The sequence below is a fragment of the Pseudomonas sp. NPDC087803 genome (genome assembly GCF_044742995.1).
GTDB lineage: Bacteria > Pseudomonadota > Gammaproteobacteria > Pseudomonadales > Pseudomonadaceae > Aquipseudomonas.
Genome location: NZ_JBIUVO010000031.1, coordinates 19,641 through 28,143 on the forward strand (window position 1 = coordinate 19,641; position 8,503 = coordinate 28,143).

The 8,503-nt window shown below is 61.6% G+C and carries 6 protein-coding genes and 1 other RNA gene; 1 reads left to right on the plus strand and 6 read right to left on the minus strand.

Annotation, left to right across the window (positions count from 1 at the left end):
• A partial coding sequence (locus ACIOUG_RS16355; RefSeq protein WP_401066960.1) for an AAA family ATPase occupies positions 1 to 344 on the minus strand: 344 nt, incomplete at its 3' end.
• 144 nt (positions 345 to 488) lie between these two features.
• Between ACIOUG_RS16355 and ACIOUG_RS16360 the strand changes: the two genes are divergently transcribed.
• On the plus strand, positions 489 to 1,238 hold the full coding sequence (locus ACIOUG_RS16360) for a substrate-binding periplasmic protein (protein ID WP_401066962.1): 750 nt from the start codon (positions 489 to 491) through the stop codon (positions 1,236 to 1,238).
• Between the two features lie 121 nt (positions 1,239 to 1,359).
• Here the strand turns inward: ACIOUG_RS16360 and ACIOUG_RS16365 are convergent, their stop codons facing one another.
• The 5 genes from ACIOUG_RS16365 to zipA all read right to left on the minus strand — a co-directional run bounded on the left by ACIOUG_RS16365 (position 1,360) and on the right by zipA (position 8,495).
• On the minus strand, positions 1,360 to 3,309 hold the full coding sequence (locus ACIOUG_RS16365; RefSeq protein WP_401066964.1) for a hypothetical protein: 1,950 nt from the start codon (positions 3,307 to 3,309) through the stop codon (positions 1,360 to 1,362).
• A 228-nt stretch (positions 3,310 to 3,537) separates the two neighbouring features.
• An RNA gene (gene ffs / locus ACIOUG_RS16370) (signal recognition particle sRNA small type) lies at positions 3,538 to 3,634 on the minus strand.
• Between the two features lie 147 nt (positions 3,635 to 3,781).
• Positions 3,782 to 4,945, minus strand: a complete 1,164-nt coding sequence (locus tag ACIOUG_RS16375; RefSeq protein WP_401066966.1) for a putative zinc-binding metallopeptidase — start codon at positions 4,943 to 4,945, stop codon at positions 3,782 to 3,784.
• A gap of 167 nt (positions 4,946 to 5,112) precedes the next feature.
• Entirely contained in the window at positions 5,113 to 7,470 is a 2,358-nt protein-coding gene (gene ligA, locus ACIOUG_RS16380; protein ID WP_401066968.1) for an NAD-dependent DNA ligase LigA, read from the minus strand.
• Positions 7,471 to 7,631: 161 nt separating this feature from the next.
• Positions 7,632 to 8,495: a cell division protein ZipA gene (gene zipA / locus ACIOUG_RS16385; protein WP_401066989.1), complete on the minus strand. Its 864-nt coding sequence runs from the start codon at positions 8,493 to 8,495 to the stop codon at positions 7,632 to 7,634.
• Positions 8,496 to 8,503 lie beyond the last annotated feature (8 nt).

Here is an 8,503-nt window from a genome sequence, read left to right on the forward strand (position 1 = left end):
GGGGCGTACTGCACGTTGTCGAGCAGCTCGCGGGTGTCCTCGACCTTGGTCCGGCTCGCGGCGTCGATCTCGATCAGGTCGACGAAGCGCCCTTCGTCGATCTCGCGGCACACCGAACACTCGCCGCAGGGGCTGGAAGTGATACCTGTCTCACAGTTCAGGCATTTGGCAATGATCCGCGCAATGGTGGTCTTACCGACCCCACGGGTACCGGTGAACAGGTACGCGTGGTGCAGCCGCTGGCTGTCCAAGGCATTGATCAGAGCCTTGAGCACATGGGTCTGGCCGACCATTTCGCGGAACGAGCGCGGACGCCATTTACGTGCAAGAACCTGATAACTCATCGAAAACCGTCGCAACGAAGGAAGCTGAAGCGGCTAATGCTAGCGGAGCAAGGGCAAAATTGCATCCGGTGTGCTCGTCTAATCTGGCTAAGCTGCTGTTGGCGGGGAAATATCAGCTCGGGATCGGGACTCATCGGAGCATTTATGCGTTGGGCCTTGGGAGCATTACTGGGGATCAGTCTGAGCGTGAGCGCGTCCGAACCGCCGCTGCGCTTCGTCGTGGCCGACAGCTGGGCGATGCCGATGGTGCAGATCGACCATGGCCGCCCGACCCAGGGCATCCTCCACGACATCATGCTCAGCCTGGCGACGCAGGTCGGCGTACCGGCCGAATTCCACGTCCTGCCGCGCACCCGCGTGCAGAGCGCCATGGAGCGTGGCGAAGTCGACGTACGTTGCTATGCCGCGCAATCGTGGCTGCCGAATCAGTCCGGCGATTACATCTGGAGCATTCCGCTGCTGTTCCAGCGCGATCTGCTGATCAGCCGCCAGGATCAACCGTCCCACATCGATCCGACACACCTGGCACGCCAATCGATCGGCACCGTCCTCGGTTACACCTACCCGACCCTGCAACCGCTGTTCGACGCCGACCATCTGCAACGCGACGACGCGCGCAATCAGGAACAAGTGCTGGAAAAACTCCTGGCCGGGCGCTACCGCTATGCGGTGAGCAATCAATGGACGCTGGACTGGTTCAACCAGCGCCTGCTGCCCGCGCAGCAACTGCAGGGGGTGGCGGTGCTGCAGGAGCAGCAGGTCGGCTGTTATGTGAGGAATGACCCGCAGGTGCCGGTGCAGCGGATCCTGCGCACGTTGTTGCGGATGAAAATGTCGGGGGAGATTGATGAGATTATCCGGTTGTATACCGGGTCTTCGGAAACTACCCCATAACCCATTGTGGGAGCGGGCTTGCTCGCGAAGGCGGTGTGTCAGTCACCTGATGCGTTAACTGGCACACCGCCTTCGCGAGCAAGCCCGCTCCCACAGGGGGACATTTCCGACAGAGAATTATTCAATAACCGTGCGACTCGCGGAATTTCTGGTAGTCGTGAAACTCGATCCACTCGACCACATCGTAGGGCAGGTAAAGCTGCTGCCGGGCGCGGGAGATGGCGATGTACACGGCGCAGATCCGCTGATCGAACGCGTAGGCGTCCTTGAACTGCACGTTGGTCAGCAACTCGGGGGTCAGCAGAACGCGGTCGAACTCCATGCCACCGGCCTCTTGCGCCTGCATCAGCAAGCAGCTTTTGCCGGGGCCGCCGATCATCCGGTTGAGCCGGGTCAGGTCAGCCACCTTGAAACCTTTCTCCAGCTCGGCCTCGACCCACAGAAACGCCTCGTCGTACTGGCTGGCATCGCGTACCTGCTGCCACGTGGGCAAGTCGCTGAAATAGCGATGCGGGCCCTTCTCGCTGTGCTCGGTGCTGTAGTAGTCAACCTTGAACAACTCGATGGCGCTGGTCATGAAGTGCTCAAGATCGCGCTGCGCTTTCATGTCAGCAAAGCTGAACGGGCAATTGGCATCGTGCAGTTGCATGGCCCACTTCATGGTGTCCCACGGGGACGCCGTCAGCACCACGCAACCTTCGGGCGGGACAAAGCCCTGTGGATAAAACTCGATGCCGACGTCTGCCTCACGCGCGCCTTCGAAAGGCACCTTGGTCTTTTCCGAGTGCCGGGAAATCAGCGGATTGACCAGACGTTCGACGTTGCGCCCCGAGCGCACCGAATAGGTGATATCGCTCTGGCGCACTTCACGCTTTCTCTTCACCAGATCGCGCTCGGCATGCTGATACTCATCGCCCAGGGTGATCAGCACTTGCCGGCCGCGCTCGATAATTTGCAGCAGCGAAGCGGGAATATCTTGACTCTCGTCGATCAGCACGTGGGTATAACGCGGCGGCACCACGCAGCCCGCGAGGCTTGCCCGTTTGATCAGCAACAAGGCTTCGAAGCCGCTCTGCCGGCCCCATGCCGGGTTGGCCTCGAGGTAAGTCCAGACGCGGCTCGAATACTCCAGCAGCACCTTGGACTCGAGGCCGGACAAGGACAGCTTGAAATACGGCAGATGATGCGCCGACAGGCTGTAATCCCGGGAGTGGCAATAGCGCTCGAGGGTTTCCAGGCAGACGTTCAGGGTTCGTTGCGCGTCATGCTCGCGAAAGCCGAGAATGTTCAGTTCCTGCGCCAGACGCTGTTTGCTCGCGACGCGGCCGGCGGCGCCTGCCGGCTGCGGTTTGCGTCCGTAAATCAGCCCGCGCGCAAACGCTTCAAAAGTGATGCCCGGCTTACGCTCACTGGCAACGCCCATGCGCTGGCACAGGGTCGCGAGTTTTTCCGGGGTGCGCGCCAGCAGCAGGGTTTTCTCCGGGCGCAGGCACTCGGTCAACGCGCCGACCAGATGGCTCTTGCCGATCCCGGCGTAGCCTTGCACGTGCAGGTCTTCATCGAGGTTGGCGCGGAAGGTTCTGACCAGTTTGTCTTGCGCGGCGCTGAGCCAGCGCTCGCGGTGCGCCGGGCTGATCATCTGCTGGCTGAACGGATTGTTGACCGCGTGGTGGCGCGTCTTGAACTCGTCGTCCCACTTGCCGTTGGGCAGCAGGTAATCCTGCGCCGAGACTTCTTCGGCCAACAGCAAACGCAGGTTCAATGCCCTGATGGCGTTCAGGCCGAAATACAACTGGCGCGGGTCGAACAGCCGTTGCGCCTCGGACAGCAACCCTGCCCCGCCATCGACCGCCCAGGCGATCAGCCGCGCCAGCACCTTCTCCGCCGCTGCGGCGCTGAGATCCTTTTCGGCGGCCTGGGCCAGATTCTGGATGACCAGCATGGCGGCCAGTTGCGCATCCGTCAGTTCGCCGAGGACTTTCGCACCATCGGGCTGCAACAGGCTGGCGCAGGTCTCGTCCGTCACGGGCAAGTACACAGCGGTGGATAAATCGTGATGTTCCGGGTGCATACAACCTCGTAGCCAGGGCGCGCACTTGTCAACGACGCGCGCAGCAAGACGGTGGAGTATGCCACTGTTCAACCTGGGTGGCTGAACAGGCATCGGGGGGCAGCCTCCGCGAGCAGGTTCGCTCCCACCGGGGCTGGCGTGACAGCTCGAATCGCAGGCATAAAAAAACCGCAGTGGGCGAAACCCATGCAGTTCTGTTGAAGCGCTCAATGTTCGTTAAGGTGGTAACCCCACCAGCCACACCCCGGCACACAATGTTCCCGCTGTGGCTGCTGCCTTCCGGCTCTGACCAGGTTCACGGGTAATCGTTGCGGGGGGACCGATGGGGTCACCATAACGACACTCACCTGTCGGCGAGCCGCGCCATTGTACCTATCTGAGATGAAGTTACAACCGTTGGTTGCAGATAAAAAATATGAACGGGTTCAAGGACATGCGCTGTGCCCGAAAAGATCCCAGCCTGCGGCAGTTGCTACAGGGTCAGCACGTCATCCGCCCGACCGCCCGCCTGCTGGATCACCAGATGGATGAAGTGCAGCTTGGCAATCGCCGCCGCCGGCAGCACGAACGGGTAGAAATCCGGTTGACCCATGCTGCGTGACAGCTCGTTGAGCATGCCCGCCAGTTCGATCCACGCATTGACGAACGACAGAAACGCTGCGCCGCCGGGGTGTTCCGGGTCGTACAGGGTGCTCGGGGGAAACGGTTGATAGTCGAAGTCCATTTCCCGCGCGCTCATGCCGAAACCCAGCGCGGTATCCACCGCGTCCATCATGTGCAGGTAATGCGCCCAGGTTTCCGCCCAGTCTTCCCACGGGTGCATGGTCGCGTAGGCACTGACGTAATGTTGCGGCCAGTCCAGCGGTGCACCTTGCTGATAGTGACGGTCGAGCGCTTCGGCGTAACTGGCGCGTTCGTCACCGAACAGCTGGCGGAACGACTCCAGCCACGGGCCGTTGGCAACCAGGCGATCCCAGTAATAGTGCCCGACCTCATGCCGAAAATGCCCGAGCAGTGTCCGATAGGGTTCATGCATCGCCGCCCGCACCTGCTCGCGGTGGGCGTCGTCGGCTTCTTTGATGTCGAGGGTGATCAGGCCGTTGGCGTGGCCGGTCATCGGCGCGTTGCCTTCGAGGTCGACGCCGATGAAGTCGAAGGCCAGACCGGTGGTCTCATCCACGGTTTTCGGGAACACTGGCAGGCCGAGGGTGATCAGTTGCGCCACCAGCCGACGCTTGGCGATTTCGACTTTGCGCCAGCGTTCGGGGTTTTCCGCCACCGAGAGGTCGGGAATGGTGCGATTGAGGCTGCAGGCGATGCACAGGCTGTCGTGGCCGTTATCCGGCAGCAGCCAGTTGCAAGCGGCGGGCGTGTCGAGGTTGGCGCAGCGGCGGAACAGCCCGGCGTCGGGATCGGCATCGAGTGTCCAGCTGCCGTCATGCGGCCCCGGTTGCAGCGAGGTCAGGCGACTTTCTTCAGGCTGATAGCCCAGCATGGCGCTGCACGCCAGGCACTGACTGTTGCGAAAGAACAGCGACTGGCCGCAGCGGCACGGCCAGATTTTGCTGTTGCGTGAAGATTCGCCCATGAACGGCGCGACGATGCGGGAACTCAGCTGCTCGAAAAAGCGGTACATGGCGATCTCTCCCTGGGGCTTGCCAAGACTAGATCATTGCCGAGCCAACATCGTTCCAACGCTTTGCGTGGGGAAAAATCAAAAGATCGCAGCCTGCGGCAGCTCCTACAGGAATGTGGCAAGACACTCATCCTGTAGGAGCTGCCGAAGGCTGCGTTCTTTTGCTCTTAGACGGACAAGCCGTGCCCCTTCAGGAACGCGATAAACGCCTCTTCATCCATCACCTTCACGCCCAGCTCATTGGCCTTGGTCAGTTTCGACCCGGCGCCTGGACCCGCCACTACGCAGTGGGTCTTGGCCGATACCGAGCCGGCAACCTTGGCGCCGAGGCTTTCCAGGTGTTCTTTGGCCACATCGCGGCTCATCAATTCGACCTTGCCGGTCAGCACCCAGGTCTCGCCGGACAGCGGCAGGCCTTCGACGACTTTCTTCTCGCTCAGCCAGTGCATGCCGAACTCACGCAGTTGCTTCTCGGCGGACTCGGCGATCTGCCGATTTTCGGGCACAGCAAAAAACTCGCGTACCGAATTGGCTTGTTTCTCCGGCAACGCCTGGCGCATGTCCAGCCAGTCGGCGTTCATTACCGCGTCCAGCGAACCGAACTTGTCCGCCAGTTTCTGCGCGCCGCCCGGGCCGACCGAGGGAATGTGCAGCTTGTCGAGCAGACCGCCGAGCGTGGTGCTGGCGGCGAACTCGGCGCCCAGTTCGACTTGATCCTGAATCTGCAGGCCATGCCCCAGCAACTCGGTGATCACCTGCTGGTTATGCGCATCTTCAAAGAAGCTGTGAATCTCGTGCGCCACTTCCAGGCCGATGTCCGGCAGGTAGGTCAGCACTTGCGGCAACGCCTGCTGCACGCGCTTCAGCGAACCGAGCGAGCGCGCCAACACCTTGGCCGTCTCCTCGCCGACATCGGGAATACCCAGCGCGTAAATGAACCGCGCCAGTCCCGGTTGCTTGCTGTCTTTGATCGCCGCCAGCAGCTTGTTGCTGGAGACCTCGGCAAAGCCTTCCAGATCGACGATGTCGTCGAACTTCAGCGCATACAGATCAGCCGGCGAACTGACCAGACCCTCATCGACCAGTTGCTCGACGCTCTTGTCACCAAGGCCTTCGATGTCCATCGCCCGACGCGAGACGAAGTGAATGATCGCCTGCTTCAGTTGCGCGCCACAGGCCAGACGGCCGACGCAGCGGTACACCGCACCTTCGCTGATGGTTTCCTTGCCTTTGCTGCGCTTGACCAGTTGCGTGCGCTCAACATGGGAGCCGCAGACCGGGCAGTTCTCTGGGATCGCTACCGCACGCGCGTTGTCGGGGCGACGTTCGGTGACCACTTGCACCACCTGCGGAATCACGTCACCGGCGCGGCGGATGATCACCGTGTCGCCGATCATCAGGCCCAGGCGCGCCACTTCGTCCATGTTGTGCAGGGTGGCGTTGGCCACGGTGACACCCGCGACCTTGACCGGTTTCAGCCGTGCCACCGGAGTGACGGCGCCGGTACGGCCGACCTGGAATTCCACGTCGAGCAGTTCGGTGAGTTCTTCCATGGCCGGGAATTTGTGCGCGATCGCCCAGCGCGGTTCGCGGGCACGGAAGCCCAGCTCGCGTTGATCGGCAATGCTGTTGACCTTGAACACCACGCCGTCGATTTCGTAGGCCAGCGCGTTACGGCGCTCACCGATATCGCGGTAGTAATCCAGGCATTCGTCGATGCCTTTGGCCAGTTTCAGCTCGTGGCTGATCGGCATGCCCCACTTCTGCAATTGCTTGAGGTTGCCGATGTGGGTGTCGGAAATATCGTGGGAGACCTGACCGATGCCGTAGCAGCAGAACTCCAGCGGGCGGTTGGCGGTGATCTTCGAATCCAGCTGACGCAGGCTGCCGGCAGCGGCGTTGCGCGGGTTGGCGAAGGTCTTGCCGCCGACTTCCAGTTGCGAGGCGTTGAGGCGCTCGAAACCGGCCTTGGACATGAACACTTCACCGCGCACTTCGAGAGTCGCCGGCCAGCCTGTGCCGTGCAGCTTCAACGGGATATTACGCACGGTACGCACGTTGACGCTGATGTCTTCACCGGTGGTGCCGTCGCCACGGGTGGCGCCGCGCACCAGCACGCCGTCCTGATACAGCAGGCTGACCGCCAGGCCATCGAGTTTCGGCTCGCAGCTGTATTCCACCGCTGCACCGCCACCGAACAGATCACCAGCCGGCAGATCCAGCCCCTCGGTCACCCGGCGGTCGAACTCGCGCATGTCGGTTTCTTCGAAGGCGTTACCGAGGCTGAGCATCGGCACTTCGTGACGCACCTGGGTGAACGCGGTCAGTGCTACGCTGCCGACGCGTTGGGTCGGCGAGTCGCTGGTGATCAGTTCCGGATTGGCCGCTTCCAGCGCCTTGAGCTCGTGGAACAACCGGTCGTACTCGGCGTCCGGAATGCTCGGCTCGTCGAGAACGTGGTAACGGTAGTTGTGCTGATCGAGTTCAGCGCGCAGCTCTAGAATGCGGTTTTTGGCGGCGGTCATGGTGTTCTCTCATAAAGCAAAAGAGCAGCCGAGGCTGCTCTATCTCAATACATCATCGGCAGCAGAAGCAAAGATCGCAGCCTGCGGCAGCTCCTACAGAAAAGCGCGATTCCTGTAGGAGCTGCCGAGTGAAACGAGGCTGCGATCTTTTGATCCTGGCCTTAGCGCTTCTGGGTCAGGGCGCGGCGTTCGAATTCGACGATCCGCTGACGGTAATGCTCGATGGTCTGCGCGGTCAGCACGCTGCGCTGGTCGTCTTTCAGCTCGCCGTTCAGTTCCTGCGACAGCTTGCGCGCCGCCGCCACCATCACGTCGAAGGCCTGCTTCGGATGACGCGGGCCTGGCAGACCGAGGAAGAAGCTCACCGCCGGGGTGCTGAAATGGTCGATGTCGTCCAGATCGAAAATGCCCGGCTTGACCGCGTTGGCCATGGAGAACAGCACTTCACCGTTGCCGGCCATGCTTTCGTGACGGTGGAAAATATCCATTTCGCCAAAACGCAGACCGCTTTCGAGAATGTTCTGCAGCAGGGCCGGGCCTTTGAAGCCGGCGGCGTCGCGGCAGATCACGCTGATCACCAGGACTTCTTCGGCTTGCGGCTGATCCTTGTCGGCCACCGCTGGCGAAGGCTTGATGTCATCGACGAAGTCATCATCACGGCTGCTGAAGCTCGGGCCGCCGTCCAGGTCCAGGTCGAGGTTCAGGTCGCCCTGGGCCGGACCATTGCTGCCGCGCTTGCCACGTTTCGAACCGGATTCGCGAGGCTCGCGTGCTTCGCGGGCCGGCATGCTCACCGACGGCAGATCGTGTTCGTCCAGTTGCGGCTCTTTATGCGTATCCAGCACGCGGGCCGGGCCCAACAGCTCAGCGCTGGTGTCCTCGTCCGGCAGGTTGGACAGACTTCGGTCAAGACGGAATTTCAGTTTTCCCTTGCCGCCGCGCATACGGCGCCAGCCATCGAAAAGAATACCGGCTATCTCTTGGATGCCGATGAGGATCTGCCTCTCGCGCAGAGCGTTGTCCATGTACTCCC